The 22,090-nt window shown below is 73.1% G+C and carries 24 protein-coding genes and 1 pseudogene; 14 read left to right on the top strand and 11 right to left on the bottom strand.

What is annotated here, in order from left to right:
• Positions 1–5: 5 nt before the first annotated feature.
• Positions 6–1,016, top strand: coding sequence for a Ppx/GppA family phosphatase (locus tag F1615_RS12600; RefSeq protein ID WP_149549031.1), 1,011 nt, complete (start codon positions 6–8; stop codon positions 1,014–1,016).
• A 192-nt stretch (positions 1,017–1,208) separates the two neighbouring features.
• Here the strand turns inward: F1615_RS12600 and F1615_RS12605 are convergent, their stop codons facing one another.
• Entirely contained in the window at positions 1,209–1,817 is a 609-nt protein-coding gene (locus tag F1615_RS12605) for a flavodoxin family protein (protein ID WP_149549032.1), read from the bottom strand.
• A gap of 79 nt (positions 1,818–1,896) precedes the next feature.
• Here F1615_RS12605 and F1615_RS12610 point away from each other — a divergent pair, with 79 nt between their 5' ends.
• Genes F1615_RS12610 through F1615_RS12620 form a run of 3 tightly spaced genes read left to right on the top strand, consistent with a single transcriptional unit; the run spans position 1,897 to position 3,764 of the window.
• Complete coding sequence (locus tag F1615_RS12610; RefSeq protein ID WP_149549033.1) at positions 1,897–2,910, top strand: iron-containing redox enzyme family protein; 1,014 nt, start codon at positions 1,897–1,899, stop codon at positions 2,908–2,910.
• A 46-nt stretch (positions 2,911–2,956) separates the two neighbouring features.
• On the top strand, positions 2,957–3,586 hold the full coding sequence (locus F1615_RS12615; protein WP_208818298.1) for a HemK2/MTQ2 family protein methyltransferase: 630 nt from the start codon (positions 2,957–2,959) through the stop codon (positions 3,584–3,586).
• Positions 3,567–3,764: a CDGSH iron-sulfur domain-containing protein gene (locus tag F1615_RS12620; RefSeq protein WP_149549034.1), complete on the top strand. Its 198-nt coding sequence runs from the start codon at positions 3,567–3,569 to the stop codon at positions 3,762–3,764. The genes F1615_RS12615 and F1615_RS12620 overlap by 20 nt, the downstream gene beginning before the upstream one ends.
• Before the next feature lie 151 nt (positions 3,765–3,915).
• Here the strand turns inward: F1615_RS12620 and F1615_RS12625 are convergent, their stop codons facing one another.
• Positions 3,916–4,350, bottom strand: a complete 435-nt coding sequence (locus F1615_RS12625; protein ID WP_149549035.1) for a subtilase-type protease inhibitor — start codon at positions 4,348–4,350, stop codon at positions 3,916–3,918.
• Positions 4,351–4,879: 529 nt separating this feature from the next.
• Between F1615_RS12625 and F1615_RS12630 the strand changes: the two genes are divergently transcribed.
• Positions 4,880–6,049, top strand: a complete 1,170-nt coding sequence (locus tag F1615_RS12630; protein ID WP_149549036.1) for a lactate 2-monooxygenase — start codon at positions 4,880–4,882, stop codon at positions 6,047–6,049.
• A 112-nt stretch (positions 6,050–6,161) separates the two neighbouring features.
• Here the strand turns inward: F1615_RS12630 and F1615_RS12635 are convergent, their stop codons facing one another.
• The 4 genes from F1615_RS12635 to F1615_RS12650 all read right to left on the bottom strand — a co-directional run bounded on the left by F1615_RS12635 (position 6,162) and on the right by F1615_RS12650 (position 11,432).
• Positions 6,162–7,802: an RICIN domain-containing protein gene (locus F1615_RS12635; protein WP_149549037.1), complete on the bottom strand. Its 1,641-nt coding sequence runs from the start codon at positions 7,800–7,802 to the stop codon at positions 6,162–6,164.
• A 587-nt stretch (positions 7,803–8,389) separates the two neighbouring features.
• Positions 8,390–8,767: a toxin Doc gene (locus tag F1615_RS12640; RefSeq protein ID WP_149549038.1), complete on the bottom strand. Its 378-nt coding sequence runs from the start codon at positions 8,765–8,767 to the stop codon at positions 8,390–8,392.
• 3 nt (positions 8,768–8,770) lie between these two features.
• Complete coding sequence (locus F1615_RS12645) at positions 8,771–9,016, bottom strand: hypothetical protein (protein ID WP_149549039.1); 246 nt, start codon at positions 9,014–9,016, stop codon at positions 8,771–8,773.
• A gap of 172 nt (positions 9,017–9,188) precedes the next feature.
• Entirely contained in the window at positions 9,189–11,432 is a 2,244-nt protein-coding gene (locus F1615_RS12650; RefSeq protein ID WP_149549040.1) for a glycoside hydrolase family 9 protein, read from the bottom strand.
• 231 nt (positions 11,433–11,663) lie between these two features.
• Between F1615_RS12650 and F1615_RS12655 the strand changes: the two genes are divergently transcribed.
• Both F1615_RS12655 and F1615_RS12660 read left to right on the top strand, forming a co-directional pair.
• Positions 11,664–14,042, top strand: coding sequence for a SpoIIE family protein phosphatase (locus F1615_RS12655; protein ID WP_149549041.1), 2,379 nt, complete (start codon positions 11,664–11,666; stop codon positions 14,040–14,042).
• Between the two features lie 25 nt (positions 14,043–14,067).
• Complete coding sequence (locus F1615_RS12660) at positions 14,068–14,715, top strand: DUF4232 domain-containing protein (RefSeq protein ID WP_149549042.1); 648 nt, start codon at positions 14,068–14,070, stop codon at positions 14,713–14,715.
• A 48-nt stretch (positions 14,716–14,763) separates the two neighbouring features.
• Here the strand turns inward: F1615_RS12660 and F1615_RS12665 are convergent, their stop codons facing one another.
• The gene (locus F1615_RS12665; protein ID WP_149549043.1) at positions 14,764–15,288 is read right to left on the bottom strand and encodes a flavoprotein; all 525 of its coding nucleotides are present in this window, start codon (positions 15,286–15,288) and stop codon (positions 14,764–14,766) included.
• A gap of 169 nt (positions 15,289–15,457) precedes the next feature.
• Here F1615_RS12665 and F1615_RS12670 point away from each other — a divergent pair.
• Positions 15,458–16,081, top strand: a pseudogene (locus F1615_RS12670) (LysE family transporter).
• Positions 16,082–16,174: 93 nt separating this feature from the next.
• The gene (locus tag F1615_RS12675) at positions 16,175–16,624 is read left to right on the top strand and encodes a nitroreductase family deazaflavin-dependent oxidoreductase (protein ID WP_149549044.1); all 450 of its coding nucleotides are present in this window, start codon (positions 16,175–16,177) and stop codon (positions 16,622–16,624) included.
• 78 nt (positions 16,625–16,702) lie between these two features.
• On the opposite strand, the gene F1615_RS12680 is transcribed toward F1615_RS12675, so the two are convergent.
• Positions 16,703–17,692, bottom strand: a complete 990-nt coding sequence (locus tag F1615_RS12680) for a cation diffusion facilitator family transporter (RefSeq protein ID WP_149549045.1) — start codon at positions 17,690–17,692, stop codon at positions 16,703–16,705.
• 66 nt (positions 17,693–17,758) lie between these two features.
• Between F1615_RS12680 and F1615_RS12685 the strand changes: the two genes are divergently transcribed.
• Both F1615_RS12685 and F1615_RS12690 read left to right on the top strand, forming a co-directional pair.
• On the top strand, positions 17,759–18,784 hold the full coding sequence (locus F1615_RS12685) for a glutathione S-transferase family protein (RefSeq protein WP_149549046.1): 1,026 nt from the start codon (positions 17,759–17,761) through the stop codon (positions 18,782–18,784).
• 68 nt (positions 18,785–18,852) lie between these two features.
• Positions 18,853–19,152 (top strand): DUF4235 domain-containing protein, encoded by a 300-nt coding sequence (locus tag F1615_RS12690; RefSeq protein ID WP_149549047.1) that lies wholly within the window; start codon positions 18,853–18,855, stop codon positions 19,150–19,152.
• A gap of 7 nt (positions 19,153–19,159) precedes the next feature.
• Here the strand turns inward: F1615_RS12690 and F1615_RS12695 are convergent, their stop codons facing one another.
• Entirely contained in the window at positions 19,160–19,552 is a 393-nt protein-coding gene (locus F1615_RS12695) for a VOC family protein (RefSeq protein ID WP_037928232.1), read from the bottom strand.
• Between the two features lie 258 nt (positions 19,553–19,810).
• Between F1615_RS12695 and F1615_RS12700 the strand changes: the two genes are divergently transcribed.
• The 3 genes from F1615_RS12700 (at position 19,811) to F1615_RS12710 (ending at position 21,537) form a co-directional block, all read left to right on the top strand.
• Positions 19,811–20,191, top strand: a complete 381-nt coding sequence (locus F1615_RS12700; protein WP_244328707.1) for an anti-sigma factor antagonist — start codon at positions 19,811–19,813, stop codon at positions 20,189–20,191.
• Positions 20,192–20,335: 144 nt separating this feature from the next.
• Positions 20,336–20,998: a DUF4230 domain-containing protein gene (locus F1615_RS12705; RefSeq protein ID WP_149549049.1), complete on the top strand. Its 663-nt coding sequence runs from the start codon at positions 20,336–20,338 to the stop codon at positions 20,996–20,998.
• Positions 20,999–21,060: 62 nt separating this feature from the next.
• Positions 21,061–21,537: a VanZ family protein gene (locus F1615_RS12710; protein WP_149549050.1), complete on the top strand. Its 477-nt coding sequence runs from the start codon at positions 21,061–21,063 to the stop codon at positions 21,535–21,537.
• Positions 21,538–21,539: 2 nt separating this feature from the next.
• On the opposite strand, the gene F1615_RS12715 is transcribed toward F1615_RS12710, so the two are convergent.
• Positions 21,540–21,662, bottom strand: a complete 123-nt coding sequence (locus F1615_RS12715; protein WP_341873435.1) for a WD40 repeat domain-containing protein — start codon at positions 21,660–21,662, stop codon at positions 21,540–21,542.
• Positions 21,663–21,784: 122 nt separating this feature from the next.
• Positions 21,785–22,060 carry a hypothetical protein gene (locus F1615_RS12720; RefSeq protein WP_149549051.1) on the bottom strand — a complete coding sequence of 92 codons (276 nt, stop codon included), beginning with the start codon at positions 22,058–22,060 and terminating at the stop codon, positions 21,785–21,787.
• Positions 22,061–22,090 lie beyond the last annotated feature (30 nt).

Below are 22,090 nucleotides of genomic sequence, written 5' to 3' on the forward strand. Positions count from 1 at the left end.
GTTCCATGCGGACCAGCGTGGTGGATGTCGGATCGAAGACCGTCAGACTCGTCGTGTCGGACACGGAGGGCGGTGCGCCGCTGCCGGTTCACACCTCCAAGTGGCGGCTCAGGCTGTCCGAACAGGTCACGCCGGGCGGGCCGGTCCCGGAGCGGGCCGTGGAGGACCTGGTGGAGGCGGTGGCCGCGGCGGACAGGACCGCCACGCGCTGGGGCGCGTCGGGGCCGGTGGCCTTCGCGACGGCCGTGGTGCGCGGGGCCCCGAACCGGCAGGAGGTGCTGCGCACGGTCCGGGAGCGGACGGGCGTCGGCCTGTGCACCCTGCCGGGCGAGGTCGAGGCGGAGCTCACGTTCCTCGCGGCGCGCCGCTGGATGGGCTGGCGCTGCGGGCCGCTGGCGCTGCTGGACATCGGCGGGGGGTCGGTGGAAATCGCCTTCGGGCGCGGCAGGCTGCCCGACTTCGCGGCCTCGCTGCCGCTGGGCGCGGCCCGGCTGACGCACGAGTACTTCGAGGACGAGGACCCTCCGTCACCGGAGCGGGTGCGGGCGCTGCGCCGACGCGTGCGCCACCAGCTGCGGGACGCGGCGGCCCGGATCCGCTGGGAGGGACCGCGCACCGCGGTCGCCACCTCCCGCACCTTCCAGCAGCTGGGGCGGCTGTGCGGCGCGGCTCCCGGACGGCACGGACCGTTCGTGGAACGCGAGCTGTCCAGCGCCGACCTGCGCGTGGCGATCGACCGGCTGGCCGCCCTGCCCGCGTCCGAGCGCGCCCGGCTGCCCGGCATCTCCGCGCCGCGCTCGGTGCAGAGCCTGGCGGGCGCTGTCGTGGCCCACACGACGATGAAGCTGACCGGGCTGCGGACCGTGACGATCTGCCCGTGGGCACTGCGCGAGGGGGTGCTGTTGCGCCACATCGAGGAGGGCCCGTCCTGGTGGGCGGAGATCACCCGCCTCAATGAGAAGGAGACGGCCGCCACCGACCCCGTACCCCTGCGCGTCGCCGGCGCGCGCGGCTGACCGGGAGCGCACGGCAGCAGGACCCCGTGTCCCGGCGGGACGACCGGAAGAAGCCCGGGACGGCCTTCGAGGAGGGCCGAGCGAGGCCGCACGCCGCCCACAGGACTCCCGCGAGCCGCCGGCGCCGCGGAGGGGGCGGTGGCACCGCACAGGCACAGGAGGAGTCCGAGGGCGGGACGTGAGCCCGGCCCCCTACGGGGGCGGCGGGCCGAGCGGCCTGGCCTCGAGGGCCCGGGCCACTCCCAGCAGGTTGGCGGCCATGGCACGGCCCGTCTTGCGGGACCAGTCGTGGCCGCTCCCGCCCTCGAGGAAGCTCGGTCCGGGGCCGGGCCCCTGGTTCCAGTAGGTCCACGCCTGGCCGGGGATGGTGTAGCCGATGTCCTGCAGGCCGCCGGTGATCTCGCTGATGACGTGGTGCGCGCCGTCCTCGTTGCCGGTGACGACCACGCCGGCGACCCGGTTGCAGGCGACCGGGCGGCCCTCGTCGTCCGTCTCGGACAGCATCGCGTCCATCCGCTCCAGGACCCGCTTGCTGACCGACGACGGCTGGCCGAGCCAGGTCGGCGTGGCGATGACGAGGATCTCGCTCTCCAGGAGCCTCGCGTGCACGTCCGGCCAGTCGTCGCCCTCGTGCACGGCCTCGCTGACCACGCCCGGAGCGATGTCGAGGTCGACCGCGCGGACGACCTCGACCTCCACGCCCTCCTTCTCCAGCTCCTCGGTGACGGTCCGGAACAGTGCCTCGGTGTTGGAGGGCTCGGGTGACTTCTTGAGGGTGCAGTTGATCACTAATGCCTTCATGGGGTCATGGAGTACCCCGCCGGCGGCCCGGTGCCACGCCATCGGGGGTGTCCGTGCGCCGTCCGGGTACCCGGGGCGCATGGAGCACCCCCGATCGGAACCCCTGCTGCCCGAACCGCGCGGCCCCCTCAGCCTGGCCGTGGAGAACCATCTGCGGGGCGACGGCCCGCTGCCCGCCGCGCGGGACGTCGCGGCCGCCCCGGTGTACGGCGACGACCTCCAGCTCGCCCTGTACCTCTGCTACGAACTGCACTACCGCGGGTTCGCGGGCGTGTCCCCCGACCTCGAATGGGATCCCGGGCTGCTGGGCACCCGCGCCGCCCTGGAGGGGCGTTTCCTCACCGCGCTCCGCGCGGACGCCCGGCGCCACGAAAGCGTCGGGGACGCGCTCGCCGGGATCCTGGTGGAACCGGTGGACGGCACGGGTGTCAGTCACTTCCTCCGTGACAAGGGCGAGCTGTGGCAGCTGCGCGAGTACGCCGCCCTGCGGTCCCTCTACCACCTGAAGGAGGCCGACCCGCACGCCTGGGTGCTGCCGCGGCTGCGGGGACGGGCCAAGGCGGCGATGGCGGCGGTGGAGTTCGACGAGTACGGCGGCGGCCGGGCCGACCGGGTGCACGCCCACCTGTTCGCCGAACTGATGACCGACCTGGGCCTGGACACCACGTACGGCCGCTATCTCGACGCCGCCCGCGCCGAAGTCCTCGTCACCGTGAATCTCATGTCGCTCTTCGGTCTGCACCGCTCCCTCAGGGGAGCTCTGGTGGGCCACTTCGCGACGGTCGAGATCACCTCCTCGCCCGGTTCCCGGCGGCTCGCGGAGGCGATGCGCCGTACGGGCGCGGGGCCCGCGGCCGAGCACTTCTACGACGAGCACGTGGAGGCGGACGCGGTGCACGAGCAGGTGGTGCGCCACGACGTCATCGGCGGTCTGCTGGAGGACGAGCCGCACCTCGAGGGTGACATCGCCTTCGGCGTCGACGCCACGGTGTTCACCGAGGACCTGCTCGGCGACCGGCTGCTCGCCGACTGGCGGGCGGGCCGTTCGTGCCTGCGCGCTCCCCTGTCTCAAGAGTTCACCCATACCTCCTGAGCACAGGGGTACTCGGCGGTCTGTGAAATCACTCGTACCGCCGGGCGTGTACGCGCCGCAAGAGGACACCGAACTGCTGGCCGGCGCCCTGTTCGAGGAGCCCGTCCCGCCGGGCGCCGACGTGCTCGACGTGGGAACCGGATCCGGCGCGCTGGCCGTGGCCGCCGCGCGGCGCGGCAGCCGCGTGACCGCGGTCGACGTGTCGTGGCGCGCGGTGTGCACGACACGGCTGAACGCGTTGCGGGCCGGCGTGCCCGTCCGGGTCCGGCAGGGAAACCTGTTCGCCCCGGTGCGGGGCCGGTCCTTCGACCTGATTCTCGCCAATCCCCCGTACGTCCCGGCCCCCGACCGGCGTGGTCAGCCGCGTGGCGCGGCCCGGGCCTGGGACGCGGGCGACGACGGGCGGCTCGTCCTGGACCGGATCTGCCGGGAGGCCCCGGCGCTGCTGCGGCCCGGCGGTGTGGTGCTGCTCGTGCAGTCCGCGCTCAGCGGTCCCGAGCAGACGCTCGGCGGGCTGCGGACGGCCGGGATGAAGGCCGCGGTGACCCGGCGCCGGCGCATCGCGTTCGGTCCGGTGCTGCGGGACCGGGAGGAGTGGCTGCGGGAGCGGGGGCTTCTGCCCGCGGCGGAGAACGAGGAAGAGCTGGTGGTGGTCCGTGCCGAACTCCCCGTCTGACGCCCCGCGACGCGTCACCGTGCGGCGCAAGGGGCCGCTGCTGCTGGAAGGGCCGGTGGAGGTGGAGCTGGAGGACGGCACGGTGGTGTCCTCCGACCGCTTCCGCGTGGCCCTGTGCACCTGTCGCCGCAGCCGGCGCTATCCGTGGTGCGACACCAGTCACCGGGGCCGGGCGTGAGGACGCCCGGCCCCTGAAAAGCCCGGAGGCCGGCGGGCGGCCCCACTCCGCCCGTCGGCCTCCTTGCAGGGATCGCACGTTCCGCGAGGGGGCTCGCACTCCCCAAGTCTGCGGGCCGCCGCGCGGTCACGGGAACCGTGCGATCCCGGTCTCAGAACGCGAAGAGGCTCGAACCGTGAGCGCTCATCACGCACGCGTTGGAGAAGATCCGTTCGTAGGAGACGCGCTGTCCCTGCCACACCCCGTCGACGGTGACGAGCACCGGGTCGTACTGCTTGGTGCAGAAGACGCCTTCCCGCATCGTCAGGGCGTCGAGGTCGCCGCCGACACCGTCCAGGTCCGCGCAGGCCGACGCGGCGGCCGGGTGGGTGCCCGAGGGGCCGGGGGCACAGGTCAGGGTGACCGCGCGTTCCGGCGTGACGGTCGCGACGCTGTCGCCGTGGCCCACGGTGAGCACCAGGGCCGAGGGGGCGTAGAGCGCGGACGGGGCATCTCCCGGAGCAGCCAGTGCCGCCCCGGACAGGGGTGCGCAGACGGCTGCGGCCGTAAGGCCGAGGGTGGTGGCCCAGCGCGCGGTGTTCCGCATTGTGTGCATCCTTCCGCTTCGTTCGACGGGTTGCCGGCCCGTGCTCGGTGATGCCGAACCGGCGTGCCGGAGTCTGCCGAGTCCACGGCGGAAACTCACATCGACCATGCGCGTTTCAGTAACATTGCGTGTTGAATCAGTGGCGCGAAGTGACAGAGTGGCGAGGGCGCGACCCGGTAGCCGGGCGGTCGTCGCATATGCGAAGAGGCCGGATGGCCGAATACCCGCTGCTGTTTAATCGGCCTGAAACATTCCGAATCTGCCGTCGTGAGACCGTTCCACGACCCCTTGTGTTCATGGAACGCCCGCGCATTGGTCATGACGAGCTCGCGGTCGACCGTGGGGAGATCACGGCGATCGGACGCGTTCCCGGCCCGAAGCCGGCCCAGGACGCCGAGCCCGGCCGGGCGGGAGGCGGCGGTCCAGGGGCGGATCGCCGCACTCCCGGTCGTCCCGCGCTGGACGCGCCCCGCGCATACCGGCCAGTATGCGTCGGGACGACACGGCTCGAGGAGACAGGGCGGGACGGATGGCGAAGCACTGGGCCGACTTCCAGTACGAGATCTACCTGCACGGGATGACGGGTGCCGTGCCCCGGCTGCCGACCGATCTGACCCGGCTGGAGGAGCTGACCGAGCAGCGACTCGGCCCCGGTCCGGTCGGGTACGTCGCCGGCAACGCGGGCAACGGCAGCACCGCCCGCGCCAACCGGGCCGCGTTCGAGCGGCGCCGGATCGTGCCGCGCATGCTGCGGGACGTTCACGAACGCGATCTGTCGGTGGAGGTGCTGGGCCGTGCGCTGCCGGCACCGCTGGCGCTGGCACCGGTCGGCGTGCTGTCGATCATGCATCCGGACGCCGAGTCCGCCGCCGCCCGGGCGGCCGCCGCGCAGGGTGTGCCGTTCGTGCTGTCCTCCGCGTCCAGCACTCCGATGGAGGAGGTCGCGGAGGCGATGGGCGGGGCGGAGCGCTGGTTCCAGCTGTACTGGCCGAAGGACGTGGAGGTGGCCCGGAGCTTCCTGGGCCGGGCGAGGACCGCCGGATTCACGGCTCTCGTCGTCACGCTGGACACTCCCCTGCTGTCCTGGCGCCCGCGCGACCTCGACCGGGCCTATCTGCCGTTCCTGCACGGGGTGGGCACCGCCAACTACTTCTCGGACCCGGCGTTCCTGGCGGGACTGGCCAAACCGGTGCACGAGGACCCGAACGCGGCGGTGATGCACTTCGTCGGCATGTTCGCCGACCCCGCCAAGTCCTGGCCGGACCTGGCGTTCCTGCGGGAGAACTGGGACGGCCCGATCGTGCTCAAGGGGGTGCTCCACCCCGACGACGCCCGGCTCGCCGCGGACGCCGGGATGGACGGCGTGGTGGTGTCCAACCACGGCGGCCGTCAGGTGGCCGGGGCGATCGCGGCGGCGGACGCGCTGCCCGGCGTGGCGGAGGCCGTCGGCGACCGGCTCACCGTGCTGTTCGACAGCGGCGTCCGCACGGGGGACGACGTCTTCAAGGCACTCGCCCTCGGCGCACGGGCGGTGCTGCTGGGGCGCCCGTACGTCTACGGGCTCGGACTCGACGGCCAGGCGGGGGTGGAACACGTGATCCGTTGCCTGCTCGCCGAACTCGACCTCACTCTCGCCCTGTCGGGCCACGCCACACCGTCCACGATCGGCCCCGGCGACCTCACGGACATCCCCGTCTGACGTCGGCGGGGTACGTCCACCGGCGGCTCCGTGGCGTGCCGGCCGCCGGCTCCGTGCCGCGTGCCGCGCGGCCGGGGCGGGCTCCCGAGAGGCCCGGCCCGGCCGCGCGTGCTCACGCCAGTGGTTCGGCCAGCTCCGCCGGCCGGGCCGGTGGGGTGTCCGTACCGGTGATGGAGAGGGAGTCCGTGGCCGTCCGTACGGCCTCGGCCGCCCAGCGCTGGTTCACCGTCCGGTCGCGTACCTTGACGACGATGTCGGCGTTCGCGTCAAGGGTCGCGGGGGTCAGGGCCAGTTGTCCGTCCCAGCGGGGCAGCAACTCGCCCTGGAACGTGAGGTCGTAGCGCACGTCGTCGCGACGCCGGTCCCCGGTGTCGGCGCAGGTTCCGAGGACGACGACACCGGCGTCCTTGTGCGAGTCCAGACAGAGGCCGGGGTCGGCCACGTTGCGCAGCAGCCCGTCGTCCTCGTAGGTCCACTGCTGGGTCCACTCCGAGGAGCACTCCGCAAGCCGTGCCCCGGAACCGTCCTGGGGCTCGCCACGGGTGTCGAGGCACAGGCCCGAGGCGACATTGCGCAGCCGTGTGCGGCCCGGTGCGGTGGGGAGTCCGGCGGCACCGGGCGGGGACGCGGACGGTACGGCGGCACGGCCGCCCGCCGCGCCGTGGGAGCCCGTCGGGTCGGCCGCGCCCCCGTCCGGAGTGGAGGACCCGGCGATGAGCACGCTCACCAGCACCCCGGCGGACACCGCGCCGAGGCCCGTGAGCAGGGTCCTCGTGGAGCGCACCGGGTCCGGGAGCGCGAGGCCCGCGAGGCGGTCCGGCACGGGGATCCGGGACAGCAGCCGGTGCCGGCCGCTGCCGGAGCGGCCGTCCCCGCCCCGGCGCCGGCGGGCCGCTCGTCCGCCGCGCGGTCCGGCCGTCGCACGCCCCGGGCGCGAGTCGAGGTAGCGCCGGGCCCCCCACCCGAGCACCGCCTCGGCGATCAGCGTGCCCAGTCCGCCTTCGAAGTGGCTCAGTTGTTCCGCGGCGTTCCGGCAGTAGCGGCACTCCGCGAGATGCTGCCGGACGTCCGGCAGCAGGGCCCCGCCCCGGCGGATGGGGACGTCGAGGAGACGGTTGTAGAAGCGGCAGTCCTTCGTCGGTGCCAGTTCCTGATGCGCGTGGACACAACCTTGACGGAATTTGTCCCGCGCCTGTTCGAGTGCGCCCGACGCGATGTCGGGATCCATGCCCAGCAGACCGGCCGGTACGGAAATCGGCTCCGCCTCGACCTCGACGTGCCACAGCAAACAGCGCGCGAGTGCGGGCAGGGAGCGGAATGCCCGCTGAGCGAGTGCGCGGTTTTCCGGAGTCATGGTCGTCGCCGCACGCATGCCGCGACCGCCGGCCGGTTTCTGCAGCGCCGGCAGAACTCCCGCTATTCGATCGTCGGCGGCCCACTCCCGGACCGTGTCCCGCACCCCCACCAGCAGAACCGGCCGGAGGGCGACGGCCGGTTCGCCCGTGGCGATCCGGTCCAGGACCCGGTGCAGGGCGGCCGCGGAGACCATCGCGGCGGTCTGCCCCGACGAGGCGAGGCAGACCGCCGCGTAGTCGTGCATCGACTGCCAGTGCCGCGCCGTCAGCAGCGCGACGGAAGAGGCGGCCTCGCCCTCCGGACGGCCCCGCAGCCGGGCGGCGAGGGCCTCGTCGGATTCCCCGGGATCCCCGCCCGGCGGGGGATAGGGAGGTCGAGGGGGGTGGGGGGTGTGCACTGAGATGGTTCCTTCCCACAGCGCATGTGACATTCGAGCGTTTCCGACGCCGAAAAGGGAGCCCGACTGGTGCATACCTCTTTGGCGTGGCGCGGGGGGCGCGAATTCACCTGTGGCGAATCGGATCCGGTTCATCAACTCGCGTGCGTCCCCGGCCTTTACCCCCGCACGGGTGGCTCACTCTCGCACAACCCGCAGTCGGCCAACAAGGCGGTCGGGCAACATCCGCGCGTTGACAGAAAGTCAGAAAGGCAAGGCGGCCGGCGATCCTCGCTCCGGCTTTCCGGCCAGGGTTTTCCCACCGTTCGTATCCGGGGCGGCGCAGGGGACGCCCGGCGCCCGCCCCCTCCCCCGCCCAGGTGTCCGCCCGGCACGGTCCGCACCCCGTGTGAACCCGGCGCTCGCGCCGACGCCCCGCGCACGCTCCCGGCGCACGCCGGAGCGCAGTCAACTGGTCACGACCCTTCTCGGAGGTCACGCGCAGGGACGGCGGCTCTCCTGCGCGCACGGCCGCCGGCCCCGATCCTCCCGCCCTCGGCCGGCGGCCCCGAGAGGGCTCCGCCTTCCTCGTGCCGCTCGGCGCGGGCTCAGATCTGCCAGGAGCGCAGCCGGTCGGCCGCGGCGTAGACATCGGCCTCGCCGGAGATGAGATCGCGCGCGAGATCGACCAGGGCGCCGTAGGGCGGGTCGATCCCGGCCCCGCTGACGAACATGTAGGCCACGGCCGTGGCGCAGGCGAAGCGTGCGTTGGCCGAGGGCAGCGGCCGGAGGACGGCCAGGGTGTGCAGCAGGGCGGCCGCCCGCCAGGCCGCGTCGGAGTTCACGCCCAGCCGGGGCGGGTCGACGCGGTGCCGTGCGACGGCCGCGACGAGGGCGGAGAAGTCGTTGACAGTGGGCTGGTCCGGAAGGACCTCCTCGTGCCGCTGGAGCAGCCAGGGCACGTCGATGTGCAGCACGGGTGCCATGGGTCAGGCGGCCCGCCCCGCGCCCTTGGCGGGAGGTTCGTCGTCCGGGAAGGCGGCGGCGAACTCGTCCTTGTGGGAGGCGAAGAACCGGCGGAAGGCCTCCGCGCCCTCCTGCAGGGCGCGGTGGCGGGCTATGTCCGCCGCGGCGGCCTCCCGCACGAGCGCCTTCATGGACGTACCGCGCTCCTTGGCGATCTGCCGCAGGTCCTCGAGCTCGCGGTCGCTGAACTCCACGTTGAGAGCTGGCATGAGTTCACGGTACCGCGCGGGTACTGACTCGTAAATATGCCCAGCTCAAGCCGTGCACGACGGGGTACCTGGAGGGACGCGGGCACCACCGTCCCGCCGAGACGCGGGTCACAGGCGGTACGGGTGGGCGCGGGCCGGCGACCGGGTGGCCGCCGGCCCGCGGGGAGGGGCCTCAGCCCTGATCGGCCACGAAGGAGGCCATCCGGGTGAGCGCGGCGTTCCAGTTGATGGTGTGCTCGTTGGTCGACCAGGACTGGATGTCGTCGATGAAGCAGAACTGACCGACGCAGCCCTGGAGTTTCGACTGCGCGAAGGGGTCCTGGATGCTGGAGTTGGGTCCGCCGGAGAGCGTGCCGGCGGGCGGGTTCGGCAGGTTCGCATCGAGCTGGCGGGCGTACCAGCGGCTGTGCTGGTTGTGCGCGTTGACCTCTCCGTAGCCGGTGACGTACGAGATGTTCAGGGCGTTGCGCCCCAGGATGTAGTCCATGCTCTGCAGCGCGCCGTCCCGGTACTTCGAGGCGCCGGTGAGGTCGTAGGCGGTGGCGAGGACCACCGCGTTGTTGAGGACCTGGTGGCTGGAGCCCCAGTCGTAGACGTGGCCGGCCGGTGCGTACGGCATGCCGTACGGGTGGGCCTTCAGCGTGGCCAGGTAGCCGTCGGCGCCCTTGACGACGGAGCGGCGGACCTTGTCACGGCCGGGCAGCCGGTTCGGCACGGTCGCGAGGTCCAGCCGGCCCGCCGCGGCGGTGCGCGACCAGTCGAAGCCGAGCGGGCCGAAGATGTCGGCGGTGTGCACCGGCGAGCTCAGCACGTACTCCTCGAACTGCCGCTCCCCCGTGGTGATGTAGAGCTCGGCGGCCGCCCAGTAGAACTCGTCGGACACGGTGTCGTCCGGGTAGGCGCCGCCGCCGGTGCCGTCGTCGGGGTCGGCGAGGAGGGCCGGGTGGGCGAGGGCCGCCGTCCAGGCCTTGCGCGCGGCCGCCAGGGCCGTCGCCGCGAACTCCTTGTCGTAGGGGCGGTACAGCCGTGCCGCCTGGGCGGCCGTGGCCGCGAGGTTCAGGGTGGCGGCGGTGGTCGGCGGGTGCAGTTCCCGCTTCTGCGGGTCGTCACTGGGCAGCAGGGGCAGCCCGGTCCACTGCTCGTCGTGGATCTTGTGGTGCGCCATGCCGGCCAGCGGTTCACCGTCGGGGACCTGCATCTTCAGCAGGAACTCCAGTTCCCAGCGGGCCTCGTCGAGGATGTCCGGAACCTTGTTGCCGCTCTCCGGGATGTTCAGCGTCCCGTCGCCGAGCTTGTCCGCCTCACCGGTGCGGGCGTGCCGGGCGCGTTCGTAGGTGCTGAGCACCTCCCAGGTGCTGATGCCGCCGTTGACGACGTACTTGCCGTGGTCGCCGGCGTCGTACCAGCCGCCGGTGACGTCGAGGGTGTAGTCGCACACGCCCGGCTGACAGGGCACCGCGCCGTCGCCCTGGTTGGGGGCCACGTCCACGTGTCCGGCCGGACGGCCGTAGCCGGGGCGCAGGTCGTCGCGGATCGCGGTGCCGCTGCGCTGGGTGTAGTAGTACTTCGCCGAGTCGAGCCGCAGCCGCTCGTACGCGCTCGCGTCGATGTCGAAGGGCCGGCTGGTCTCACCGTCCACGACCAGGGTGTAGCCGGTCCCGCGCACCCGGTGGGCGCCGAAGTCGACGGAGTGGACGTTCTGGCCGGAGGAGCCGTCGGTACCGCGCGGCACGGTCCAGCCCCGCCGCACCACACGGCCCCGGTCGTCCTTCAGCTGCCAGGGCAGCCGCCCGGTGGCGTCGGTGACCAGGGTGGCGTTCTTGGGGCCCGCGGGCAGGTAGGCGACCTGGTTGACCCGGACGCGGGGGCCGGTGTCGGGTTCGTACGGCTCGGGGGCGACCCCGCCCAGCAGGGACACGTCGTCCACGCAGAACCGCCAGGGGTCCGCGCTGCCGCCGAGCTGGAAGCCGACCTGTCCCTGTGCGGTGTCGACGGGCGAGGTGAAGGTGTACGAGTAGGTGTCGCCCGAGACGCTGAGCTGCGGGGACACCTCGTAGTAGGTGTCGTACGGCGCCACCTGCAGGCCGACGACCGCGCGCACGACGTGGCCCGCGGGCGAGCCGGTCGCGCTGAACGAGAAGCGGTACGACTCCCCCTTGACCAGGGTGATGTCGTTCTGGCCGACGGCCGCGTCCCAGCGGTTGGTGGTGCCGCCGGGGACGTCGGCGCACAGGCGTCCCTCGGACGGGCCCGCGGTGACGTCGGCGGAGGCCCACCAGGGGTCGGTGCCGTTGTCGAAGGTTCCGTTGCGGACCTGCTCGACCTCGTCGGCGCCGGCCGGGGCGGCGGGCAGCGCGGTGAGGGCGGTCGCCAGCAGGCCTGTCAGGGACAGCAGAGCGGTGCGGCGTCTGTTCACGTATGGGCTCCTCTGGGGAGGTGCGGGCAGATGGGAGCGCTCCCATCTCCGTACGCGGACCATGGTTGTGGCAGGTGTGACGGTCCGTCAACGGTGGGGACAGGACTGGCGACGGTTTGCCCGGTCCACGGCAGGGCGGAGCCTTCGCGTTCGCGGCGGGCTCCGACACACTAGGCTGGGACCCTGGCGAGGCACCGGTTCACGGTGAGTGTGCGCGATGGAGTGGCGACGATGAGGCCGGACGACCCGTTCGACGATGCCGTGACGGCCCGGGCCGTCATCGCCGCCGACGGCACGCTCGCGCGGTGGAGCGAGGGCGCGCGCCGGCTGCTGGGCTACCCGGCCGAGGAGGTCGTCGGCCGCCCGGCCGCCGACCTGCTGGCCGACTCGGCGGTCCCGCCCCGGCTTCCGGCCACCCGCTGGAGCGGCACCCTGGTACTGCGGCGCCGCGACGGCGAGACGGTCACCGTGTGGATGCTCGCCCATCACAGACAGCCCTCCGGCAACGGCCCCGGTGAGTGGCTCGCCGTCACCCCGATGGAGACCTCGGACCAAGAACTGCCCGACGATCCGCTGGTCAGGGCGGCCGTCTTCCAGTCGCCCTGCGCGGCGATGGTCTTCGACGAGGCGCTGCGGCTGCACGGGGTCAACGACGCCATGGCCTACCTCCTCGGGCTGCCGGCCGCCCATCTGCGCGGGCTCAGGCCCACCGACGTCGGCAGCCGGCCGCAGCACGCCGAACTCGAGCGGCACCTGCGCCAGGTGCTGCGCACCGGCCGGCCGTACGAGATGCAGACGTACATGAAGGCCACCGGCGAGAGCCGTGCGCACGCCTGGCTGGCCCGGCTCGCACCGCTCACCGACCGGACCCGCCGGGTGCGGGGCGTGTGCGTGACGGTCCACGACTTCACCGAGCAGTACCGGGCGCGGGAGCGGCTGCAACTGGTGAACGAGGCCAGCATGCGCATCGGCACCACCCTCGACGTCACCCGGACGGCGCAGGAGCTGGCGGAGGTCTGCGTCCCCGCGCTGGCCGACTTCGTCAGCGTGGACCTGCTGGAGCCCGACGAGCCCGGAGGTGAGCCCGTCCACCCGCTGACCGCGCCGGTCTCGCTGCGCCGGGTCGCCCACCAGTCCCGCACACCGGGCAACCCCGAGGCGTCCGCCGCACTGGGCGAGGTCGTCGTCTACCCGGCCGCCGCACCCCATGCCGACTCACTGATCGCGGGCCACAGCATCATGGCCTCGGTGTCCTCCGGCGAACTCGACCCGTGGCTCGCCGTGGACGACGCGCGGACCCGGCAGATCCTCGAGCACGGCGTGCACGCGATCCTGTCCGTCCCGCTCCAGGCCCGTGGCACCACGCTCGGCGTCGCCGCCTTCTCACGCTTCCGCCACCCCGAGGCGTTCACCCACGACGACGTGCTGCTGGCCGAGGAGGTCACCGCGCGCGCCGCCGTCTGCATCGACAACGCCCGCCGCTACTCCCGCGAGCGCGAGACCACCCTCGCCCTCCAGCGCAGCCTGCTCCCCCGCACCCTGCCGCGCACGGCCGCCGTGGAGGCGGCGACCCGTTATCTGCCGGCCGCGCGCTCCGGTGTGGGCGGCGACTGGTTCGACGTCATCCCGCTGTCCGGGATGCGGGTGGCCATGGTGGTCGGGGACGTGGTGGGGCACGGCATCCAGGCGTCCGCGACCATGGGCCGGCTGCGCACCGCGGTACGCACCCTCGCCGACATCGACCTGGCGCCCGACGAACTCCTCACCCACCTCGACGACCTGGTCCACCACCTGTCGCAGGAGTCGGGCGGCGACCCCGGTCACGGGGAGGTCGGCGCGACCTGCCTGTACGCGGTGTACGACCCGGTGTCGCGGCGCTGCACCCTGGCCCGGGCGGGGCATCCCGCGCCGGTCGTGATCCCGCCGGGCGGTGCGGCCCGGCACCTGGACCTGCCGTCGGGCCCGCCGCTGGGCATGGGCGGGCTTCCGTTCGAGTCGGCGGAGCTGGAGCTGCCCGACGAAGCGGTGCTGGCGTTCTACACCGACGGGCTGGTGGAGTCCCGCGGTCGGGACTCCGAGGTCGGGCACGCGCTGCTGCGCGAGGCGCTGTCCCATGCCGCCGGCCCGCTCGACGAGACCTGCGACCGCGTTCTGCAGACCGTGCTCTCACCGGGCGGCGCGACCGACGACGTGGCCCTGCTGCTGGCCCGTACCCATGGGCTGCCGGCCGCGCAGGTCGCCACCTGGGACATTCCCGCCGACCCGGCGCTGGTGGCCCCGATCCGCAAGCAGGTCGTCGACCAGCTGGGCACCTGGGCGCTGACCGAGGCCTCGTTCACCGCGGAACTCGTGGTGAGCGAGCTGGTCACCAACGCCATCCGGTACGGCGCCCCGCCCATCCGGCTGCGGCTGATCCACGACGCCTCGACGCTGATCTGCGAGGTGTCGGACACCAGCCACACCGCCCCGCACCTGCGCCGGGCCAAGACCTGGGACGAGGGCGGGCGCGGCCTGCTGCTGGTCGCCCAGCTCACCCAGCGCTGGGGCAGCAGGCACACGGCCGAGGGCAAGACCATCTGGTCGGAACTGGCCCTGGTGGACGAGATGTGAGACCGGGACGTGAGGCGGGTGGCCCATGGCGGACAGGTCGCGGCGCGTGGCCGCGTGGACGGCGGGTGCGCTCGTCGTGCTCGCCGCGCCGGTCTCCTGCGGGACCGGGGGCGGTCCTCCGGCAGCTTCCGACCGGTCCTCGGCGTCCGCCGTCCCGACGTCCGCGGACTCCCCGCGGAGCGCGGTTCCGAGCGAGTCCGCCGCTTCACCCGGCCCCGGGACCCGGACGGAGACCGGGCACACCGGTCGTCCCGCTCCCCGGTGCCGCACCGCCGGGCTGAGCGCCGCCGTCGGCCGCATGGACCCGGGCGCGGGACAGCGCAACCTCCCCATCGTGCTGACGAACGTCTCCTCGCGTACCTGCACCCTCCACGGGTATCCGGGCGCCGCCTTCGTGGACGCCGCCGGCGAGCAGCTGGGCCGCGACCCGAAGCGCGCCCCCGGCGACGCGGCGACCGTGACGCTGGCGCCCGGCGGCAGCGCCTGGTCGGGGCTGCGGTACGCGAGCCCCGGGGTCAGCGGCGCACGCGCGGCGACCCCGGCGGCCCTCCTCGTCACTCCACCGGACGAACGGGATGCGTTGCGGGTGCCGTGGCGGGCCGGCGCGGTCCCGGTGTCCGGCACCTCCTCCTCGGTGTTCCTCACGGTGCTGCGGCCCGGCAGCGGGCCCTGACCCGCGGGGTCAGCGGTGGTTGCCCGCCGCGCGCCCCAAGCGGGCGCCTCAGTCCCGCCGCAACAGGTCCAGCGCCCGCTCCCAGCCGAACTCCGGCCGGCCGCCGACCGGTTCGGCTTCTCCCGCGTACGGATCACCGAAGCGCACGCCCATGCCGCGCAGCCGGGTGAGACTGTCCCGGTAGGCGGGGTGGGCGGCCAGCGCGCCGGCCACGCACGGCAGGACGGCGATCGGTACGCCGAGACCGGCGGCCTCGCACAGGGTGCCGAGGGCGAGCGTGTCCGCGATACCGGCGGCCCACTTGTTGACGGTGTTGAAGGTGGCGGGCGCGACCACCACGGCGTCCGGGGCGGGGAAGGGACGCGGCTCGCCCGGGGTGCGCCAGGCGGACCTGATGGGGCGGCCGGTCTGTGCCTCGACGGCGGCGGCGTCGAAGAAGCCGTTCATGGCGGCCGGTGTCGCGACGACCCCGACCTCCCAGTCCCGCTCCTGCGCGCAGGTGATCAGCTTGCTGACGTCCGCGGCGACACCCGCGGCGCAGACCACGACGTAGAGGAAGGGCTTCTCGGTCATCCGGAAACCCTAGTCACCGCCGGGAAGACCGATTGCCCCTCCCCGGGGAGGAACTCCAGAACCCTGCCATGAGCTCCCGTTCACTCCCGCTGCCGCCGCCCGCCACCGCACGTGCCGCGGGCCGACAGCGGCAGTCCGGCCCGTGGGAGGGGCCGACACCGCCGCGCCCGTGACGGCGGCGCTTCTCGCGGGGCTGCTCGCCGGCTACGGAATCGCCGTCCCAAGTGGGTGCCGTCGGCGCGTACCTCGTCTCCCTCACCGCCCGTACCTCCCCGCGCACCGGGGTCTGCGCGGCCCTGGGCATCGCCACGGCCGACGGGTGTACGCCCTCGCCGCCACGCTGGGCGGCTCTGCCCTCGCGGCGGTCCTGCGGCCGGCGCTCGGACCGCTGCGCCGGGTCTGTGTGCTGGTGCTGCCGGCGCCGGCGGCCTGGGGCGGCGGCCACCGCCGTGCGGCAGTACCGGGGCCACCGGCTCGCCACCCGCACCGGGGCCGCGCCGCCGGCCCCGCCCGGGCCTGTCCGGCGCTGCTGGGCATCACCCTGCTCAACCCCACGACCGTGATCTACTTCGCGGCGCTCGTGCCCGGCTCCCGGAGCGGGGACGCGGCCGGGTTCCCGGAGCGGGCCGTGTTCGTGGCGGCGGCCTTCGCGGCCTCAGCGAGCCGGCAGGTGCTGCTGGCCGGGGGCGGCGGCCGGGCCCTGACCGGCCGCCGGGGCCGTCTGGCGACCGCACTGGTGGCGAGCGCGGTGATGACGGCGCTCGCGCTGCGGATGGCGGTGGCCGCCGGCTGACGCCCGGGCCCGGTTCGGCTGAACTCCGCGTGCGGCGGTGTCGTCCGGATGATCGACTCGGCCGCAGTACGACAGAACGATGGGACGGATGCCATGCCTCTCCAAGGCGAGTACGAACCCAGCCCGACGAAGTGGGTGCGCGAACAGGTGGAGCTGTACGAGAGCTCCGGCGGCACGCGCGGGACGACGCTGCAGAACACGGGGATGCCCGTCATCCTGCTGACCAGCCGGGGCGCGAAGAGCGGCAAACTGCGCAAGACACCGGTGATGCGGGTCGAGCACGAGGGGCGCTACGCGGCCGTGGCCTCGCTGGGCGGCGCGCCCAGGCACCCGGTCTGGTACCACAACCTCAAGGCCGATCCGCATGTCGAGGTCCAGGACGGGCCTCAGAAGTGGGACATGACGGCCCGTGAGGTCACCGGGGAGGAGAAGGCCGACTGGTGGAAGCGCGCCGTCGCGGCCTATCCGCCGTACGCCGACTACCAGAAGAAGACGGACCGTGAGATCCCCGTCTTCGTGCTGGAACGGCACGAGCGGGACTGACGGGTGCGGGTCCGGCGGGCCGGGACGGGTCTCTCCGTCCCGGTGCGCATGAAGCGCCGGCCGCCGGGCAGTCGTGCCTCAGGCCCCGCCGCGTTCCCCCGTCGCGGCGGGGCTCTCCCATGCCTCCCGCGCCTCCGGGGAGCCCCGCTCGGTGACGTCGAGGAAGATCTGGTCCGCCTCGGGGAACGTGTGGGCGATGGACCGCTTGATGCGCACGGCGACCTCCTCCACCTGCTCGCTGTCCAGTCCCGGCATCAGATCGACGCGGGCGGCCACCAGCATGGTGTCCAGGCCGGTCTTCATGGTGAGGAGAGCCTCCACGCTGTCGATCTCGGGCTGTGCCCGCAGCAGTTCCCTGATGCGCCCGCTCGCCTCCGGGTCGGCGGCCTCGCCGATCAGCTGGTCACGGGCGTCGCGCCCGAGCCGGTAGGCGACGTAGACCAGCAGCACCCCGATGGCGAGCGACGCGGACGCCTCCCACACCACCTGCCCGGTGATCATGTGCAGCGCCATGCCGGCCATGGCCAGGGTGACGCCGACCACCGCGGTGCCGTCCTCGGCGATCACCGTGCGCAGCGCGGGGTCGTTCAGTCCGCCGCCCTGCCTGCGCACCTGGTACAGGGCCCGCAGCAGCGAGCCGCCTTCGGCGAGCAGGGCGACACCGAGCACGACCAGTCCGGCGACATAGCCGCTCAGATGCTCCTCGCTCTCGTTCCTGAGCGCCTCGACGCCCTGGTAGAAGGAGAAGCAGCCGCCCATGACGAAGATTCCGACGGCCGCGAGCAGCGACCAGAAGAAGCGCTCCTTGCCGTAGCCGAACGGGTGACGGCGGTCGGCCGGGCGCCGGCTGCGCCGCAGCGCGGCCAGCAGGAACACCTCGTTCAGGCTGTCGGCGACCGAGTGCGCCGCTTCCGACAGCAGCGCCGGCGACGTTGCGGCGAGCCCTCCGATCGCCTTGGCGGCGGCGATCACCAGATTGGCTGCGAGCGCCACCAGCACGGTGATCCGGGTTCTGCGATCCGATCGAGTAGTCACCCTCGGCCGATTGCCCCGGTCGGCCCAGGCCATACCGTGCCGTCGGCGGAAAACGGGGAACGCGGTCAGGGACGTCCCGACGGCGACAAGGAGGACATCATGGGCCGCGACGACGGGGGCGGCGGCAACAGTGCGTACGGCAGGAAGGCGTTCAAGAGGTCGAAGGCCCATTTCGCGGACCGGATCACCGCGGACGGCAGGGACGGCCGGCCGGTGGCGGCCGGGCGCTACCGGCTCGTGGTGAGCCGGGCCTGCCCGTGGGCGAGCCGGGCCCTGGTGTCCCGGCGGCTGCTCGGCCTGGAGGTCGCGCTGTCCCTGGCCGTGACGGACCCCGTCCAGGACGACCGGAGCTGGCGCTTCACCCTGGATCCGGACGGCCGCGACCCGGTCCTCGGCATCCGGTACCTGAGCGAGGCGTACGACCGGCGCGAGACGGACTACCCCGGCGGGGTGAGCGTGCCGGCGATCGTGGACACGGCCGACGGGAAGCTGGTCACCAACGACTACCAGCAGATCACCCTCGATCTCGCCACCGAGTGGACCGCACTGCACCGCGAGGGGGCGCCCGACCTCTACCCGAAGGCGCTGCGCGACGAGATCGACGCGGTGATGGACGACGTCTTCCGGGACGTCAACAACGGCGTCTACCGGGCGGGCTTCGCGACCGGGCAGAAGGAGTACGAGGAGGCGTGCACGGCCCTGTTCCGGCGCCTCGAGCTGCTGGCCGGGCGGCTGGCGGGGCAGCGGTACCTGGTCGGTGACACCATCACCGAGGCGGACATCCGGCTGTTCACCACTCTGGTGCGGTTCGACGCGGTGTACCACGGCCACTTCAAGTGCAACCGGTGGAAACTGGCTGAGAACCGGGTGCTGTGGGCGTACGTCCGTGACCTGTACCAGACGCCCGGCTTCGGCGACACCGTGGACTTCGACCACATCAAACGGCACTACTACCAGGTGCACACCGGCATCAACCCGTCCGGGATCGTGCCGCTCGGCCCCGACCTGTCCGGCTGGACGGCGCCGCATCACCGCGAGGAGCTGGGCGGCAGGCCGTTCGGGGACGGCACCCCGCCGGGGCCGGTGCGGGACGGCGAACAGGTCCCGGCACGGGGCCGCCCCTGACGTCCCCGGCCGCCCGGCCCCACGAACCATCGACCGACGAAACGACAGAGCCGACCTAGGAGATCCACGTGGCGAAGAAGAGCAAGAAGCTGCCCCTCGCGTACAAGCCCATCGGTTTCGCGCTGGGCTGGACGAGCGGCACCGTGGCGGGGATGGCCTTCCAGAAGACCTGGAAGATCGTCCGGCACGAGGACAACGCACCGGACGCTTTGGACCGGGACCGCGGCTGGGGCGAGATCCTGCTGGCCGCGGCCATCCAGGGCGCCATCTTCGCGGTGGTGCGCAGTGCCGTGGACCGTGCGGGCGCCAAGGCGATCGAACGCTCCACGGGCACCTGGCCGGTCCCGGACAAGGGCGGCCGCGACTGACAGCCGGTCAGCCCTGTTTGGGCGCCGTCGGGGTGCCCCGGCGGACGGTGAAGGAATGGCCCGCCGGGTCGGCGTAACCGCGCTCCTCGGCGGGCCCCGCGGGGTCGCCCGTGTCGAGCGGGCGGCCCCCGAGGCTCACGATCCGGCGTTCCACCTCGTCGAGGTCGTCCACCACGAACTCCAGGTGCGCCTGGAGTGAGTTCTCCGGCCGGGGCCAGCTGGGCGCGGTGGCGTTGACATCGCGGCGCAGGGCCAGGCGGAAGCCGTCGGCGGCCCGGATCTCCACCCGGTTGGCGTTGGCGTCGGCCTCCTCGGCGGCCAGCAACTCCTTGTAGAACTCGGCGAGTTTCTCGGGCTCGGCACAGTCCAGCACCACCACACCCGTCGTCACCAGTGTCATGTCTCCTCCGCGGGGTCCGGCGCGGGGCATCTCCGCCCCGCCCTGTAGGTGACACCTGTCCCCGCTCGCCGGTTTCAGTCGGTCCCGCGGCGCCGAAGGGGCGCCGAGGACACCCGAAAGAACTCGGTCGCAATTCGAAGACATATGTCAATCGAACATGCTCAAATTCATTCGATCGAAGGTAACTTGCAGGGCGGGGAACGGTGTTGGGACCGCTCCTCTCCCCGTTGCACGGAGCAGGCTGGAGGCGATGGCGTCGTGCGGTACGAACCTGCACCGCTCACCCGGCATCTGCGCGTCCGCCAGGACCGGGGACACACGGTGCTGGAGTTCCGCGGTGAGATCGACATCGCCGCGGCCGCGGAGATCGTCCCGCATCTGGACATGGCGACCGCCGAACCGGACGCGCGGGTCGTGATCGACCTGACCCGTGTCGAGTTCTTCGACTGCTCCGGGCTGCGCCTGCTGTACCGGGCCCGGCACCGGACCACGGACGGGCCCGGCAGCCTGCGTCTCGTCTGCACCCACGCCCTGACGCTGCGGATGCTCCGCGTCACCGGCCTGTCCCGGCTGCTGCCCCCGTGGCCGACCCTGGACGCGGCCCTCGAACAGCCCGAGTCCGCCCCCGGCACGGTCTGAGCGGCCCGCTGCCGCCGGCGGCCCGGTGACCGGACGCCCGCCGTGCGCCCCGAAGTGCTTCCGATGCGGTCCTCCATTCGTCAACTTCCCTGTCTGCTCTTGGAACTGGGGGGCATTCGCACGGAAGGAAGGAGGGCCGTCGCCATGACGACTCCCGCGAAGGGACCGACCGGCCGCGTACCCGGGTGGGTGAAGGTGGTCGGCTCGGTGGTGCTGCTGCTGGCCGTGCTGTTCGCCGGGCTCCGGCTGAGCGTGCTGCCCGGGCTGAAGGACCTGTTCGGTACGGAGACCCGGGACCGCTCCGGACCCGCACTCCTGGAGTCCATCCAGGACATCAGCCGCTACGAGGCCGCCTCGGGCAACTTCCAGGTGGTGGTGGACCTGGAGAAGGACGCGAAGTTCCTGCCCGACGCGGTCCGCGGCAGCCGGACGCTGTACGTGGGCGCCGGCACCGTGGACGCCTATGTCGACCTCGGCGCGCTGGACAAGGGCGACGTACGGGTCGACGACGACCGCACGTCCGCCACGCTGCGGCTGCCCCACGCGCGCCTGGGCACCCCGGCGCTGGATCCGGAGCGCTCCTACGCCGTCTCCAAGCAACGCGGGCTGCTCGACCGGCTGGGCGACCTCTTCTCCGACAACCCCAACAGCGAACAGGCCGTGCAGAAGCTCGCGGTGCGGCACATCGGCGACGCGGCGAAGGAGAGCGGTCTCACCGCGCGGGCCGAGTCCAACACCACCGAGATGCTCGAAGGCCTGCTGCGCTCGCTGGGGTTCAAGGAAGTGCGGGTCACCTACGGTGACTGACCCCTCTCTCCACGGGTAAGCGCTGTATCCCACACGGAAGTTGACGACTGGAGGACATCCCGATGGACCGCGCCGCCCCACGTCCGCTCCCCCTGCCCCTGCGGCTGCTGGTGCTGCTGTGCGCCATCGTCTTCATGGTCGTCTTCGCGGTGGTCCTGGCCCGGCTCACCCTGCAGCCGTCCCCCGCCTCGGAGGCACTGACCCACACGAACCTGCGTCCGGGGCGCTCCCTGCAGGCCTATCTCGACCAGCCCGCGCTGCGCGACGCCGTGCGGCAGATCGGCGGCAACATCCTGCTCGGCGTGCCGTTCGGCGTGCTCGCGCCGGTCGTCGCGCCACGCACCCGCGGGTTCCTTCGGGTGCTGGTGCTGACGGCCGTCGTGATGCTGCTGGTGGAGTCCGCCCAGGGCGCCCTGGTGACCGGACGCGCCTTCGACATCGACGACGTCATCCTGAACACCAGCGGGGCGCTGATCGGCTATCTGCTCATCGGCCGGCGTCTCAGCCGGGCCGTGCACGCACGGAAGGCGAAGGCCTGAGCTCACGGGCGGACGGTGCCGTCGGAGCCCGCCGACGCCACGGTCCGCCCGTCCGGGGCGAACGCCACCGAGAACACGCTCTCGCGGTGCCCGGTGAGCATCGTCCGCAGCCGGCGTCCCGGCACGTCCCTGTGGCCCGCGGGACCACCGGGGTCGACGGGTTTCCCGTCGCCCGTCCGAGGGGCAGCCGGGAAACCCCCGACCACCTGGCCACTCGGGGGAACGCGGGAGACGGGGGAGCGCCGGACTAGGGCCGCTCCTCCTGCTTCTGGCGGGCGCGGGGGGCCTGGCGCAGGGTCCAGGTGAACTTGTCCCCGCCCACCCAGCGGACCACGTCCGGGTCGTCCAGGTCGTGGACCGTGATCCCGAACGCGGCGGCGGCGTGCAGCACGTCGGTGACGGACTTCGCCTCGCCGACCACCTGTCCGTCGATCTCCACGATGCGGAACGGCGGAGTCCCGGGCTGTACCCCGAGCACCATGATCCGCGGGTGCGACATGTACGGGCTCGCGCTTTCGGTCATGCCTCGAGGGTAGAGCGCAAACGGTGCGAA

Source organism: Streptomyces marokkonensis (assembly GCF_008312835.1).
GTDB classification, from domain to species: Bacteria; Actinomycetota; Actinomycetes; order Streptomycetales; family Streptomycetaceae; genus Streptomyces; species Streptomyces marokkonensis_A.